Genomic DNA, 1,492 nt, shown 5'->3' with positions numbered 1-1,492 from the left:
ATGTATGTTGTCAAAATAAATGAGACACCTCTTTCTAAAAATTAAGAGAGTGTTTGGTTTATAAATTTATTATTTTTTCTTGATAATACAATTGCCTTCTTTTTGCAATTGTTTGTTGTTTAATAATTGCTCTTTGTTCTAAAATTTTATCTGCTCTACCAAAATAAACATCCGAAGGAGTAAGGTTGTTCAAAGCCTCATGATACCTACAATTGTTATAATTTTCTACAAACTTATTTAGAGCTTCTTTCAGCTCATCAGGATGATAATAATGATCTAATTTTACTACATTTTTCATTGTTCTATGATACCTTTCGATTTTCCCTTGTGTTTGCGGGTGTAGTGGTTTACCTCTAACATGCTCCATTTTTTGCGTATTTTTCAAGTAATCTTTTAGTTCACTTGACACATAACAAGGTCCATTATCCGATAATAATTTTGGTTTCTGTTTCGTCTTTAATTTCGCTTTTTCAATTGCTGTTTTTACAGTTCTTTTCACATCTTCAGCTTTCATGGAGCTACACAATTCCCAATGAATAATATATCGACTGTAATCGTCTAAAATTGTGCTCAAATAATACCATCCCCATCCTATAATTTTAAAATAAGTAAAATCAGTCTGCCACATTTGATGAACAAAATTCGTTTTATCTTTAAATTCGTTTGCGGCTGAAATTAAAATATGATTGGGTGCTGGAATTAAATCTCTCTGCTTTAATATTCGATAAACACTCGATTCTGAAATATAAATTCCTAATTCATCGGTCATTTTAAAAGCCAATTCTCTAGCAGATAATTCAGGATAATCCAACGCTAATTCTACAATTAAATCCTTCTGAGAATCAGGTATACTATTCCATTTTCGATGGGTTGAATAATTTTTTGATTCTAAACCTTCAAATCCATTTTCTAAATAATTTGAGTACCATTTATAGAAGGTACTCCGTGCAATTCCGAACTCCTCTAAAGTACGTTTAACTCCAATTTCAGAGCGAGTTACAATCTGTATAATTTCGTGTTTTTCACTTGCTGATAATCGCATATATTTCTTGAATTTTGTTTTTAATCCAACGAGTTCAAGGTTTTTTTTACGATATCATAACGTACAACCAAATCAGCTACAATCTCTTTTAAACGCTGGTTTTCTTTACGTAATTCACTTACATCGTCACTTGTAGCTTCTCGAGTAATATCTCCAGACAATCGCTTTTTTCCAGCTTCTAGAAATTCTTTATTCCACTTATAAAATTGAGATTGACTAATACTATATTTTCTACAAAGTTCAGCTATCGAAGTTTCTGCTCGTAAAGCTTCCATTACAATTAAAATCTTTTGTTCCGCTGTAAATATTCGTCTTGTATTTTGACGAATATCTTTTACATATTTCTCTGGAGTTGGTTTTTTGGATGTTGCCATAATTAAAGTTAATGATTTTTAAAACACTACCTTAAATTTTAGGTCTTAGATGTCCACTTTTTGCTGACGATTTACA

1 protein-coding gene is annotated in these 1,492 nt (G+C 30.8%); it reads right to left on the bottom strand.

Going from position 1 to position 1,492, the window contains the following annotated elements:
• Positions 1-58: 58 nt before the first annotated feature.
• Positions 59-1,416 (bottom strand): IS3 family transposase gene (locus HX088_RS13825; protein ID WP_502875141.1). Its coding sequence is split into 2 segments (ribosomal slippage): positions 59-1,078 and positions 1,081-1,416, totalling 1,356 coding nucleotides; the frame shifts between segments, so codons are not numbered across the junction.
• Positions 1,417-1,492: the final 76 nt, after the last annotated feature.

Source organism: Empedobacter sp. 225-1 (assembly GCF_030328185.1).
In the GTDB taxonomy this organism is placed as follows: domain Bacteria; phylum Bacteroidota; class Bacteroidia; order Flavobacteriales; family Weeksellaceae; genus Empedobacter; species Empedobacter stercoris.
The sequence above is the reverse complement of the archived record's forward strand: the minus strand, read 5'-3'. Positions and strand labels throughout refer to the sequence as shown.